This window comes from Bradyrhizobium sp. Kon56, from assembly GCF_055807635.1.
The window spans coordinates 1-581 of the sequence record NZ_JBVVOU010000129.1 but is presented as its reverse complement, the minus strand read 5'-3'; the positions used below and the strand labels follow the sequence as shown (position 1 = coordinate 581).

The 581-nt window shown below is 37.7% G+C and carries 1 protein-coding gene; it reads left to right on the top strand.

From position 1 onward, the window contains the following. The first annotated feature begins 146 nt into the window (after positions 1-146). On the top strand, positions 147-464 hold the full coding sequence (locus tag AC0L3B_RS38265; protein WP_473382732.1) for a hypothetical protein: 318 nt from the start codon (positions 147-149) through the stop codon (positions 462-464). Positions 465-581 lie beyond the last annotated feature (117 nt).

Here is a 581-nt window from a genome sequence, read left to right as displayed (position 1 = left end):
CTTTAGTGATTTGTACACTTAAGTATCGGTAAGCTTGTATATGTATGAATACGGAATTGTTCGTGGTGTGATAATTTTTTATAAGCTGTTAAGATATTATTGAGTGTGGCGTAAACTTTGACTTGTAAAAATTAAAGAGTGATCCAATGCAAAAACAAGAAATTACACAAACTGAACTGGATGCAGGAAATGGAAATTGCGATAATTATATGAAATATGTCATCCAGAGAGTGGCTGCAAAAGGCTCCGATCCAGCGGTAGCGATATTCATAGCTGCAGATATTATTTGTTCAGACGGCCATGCGTTAATTATTGGTTCTACGTGTGATTCTGCTGGTACTAACGTAATCAACTGGATAGATGGATTTTATTCTAAAAGAGCTCATATCTCATACTGCCTACCATCAATTGCTTATACTGTACATGGTGCGCCTTTTTTGTTGAGGATGCCCATAACCAAATAGACGTCATGAGGCTTGAGATAAAAAAGACACCTTCAGGAAACATGTATGTGACTACAGTCTCCAATGGCTGATCAAATTGAAAAGTGTTAGCACTCGTTTGGTGCCCTGCCGAAAAGT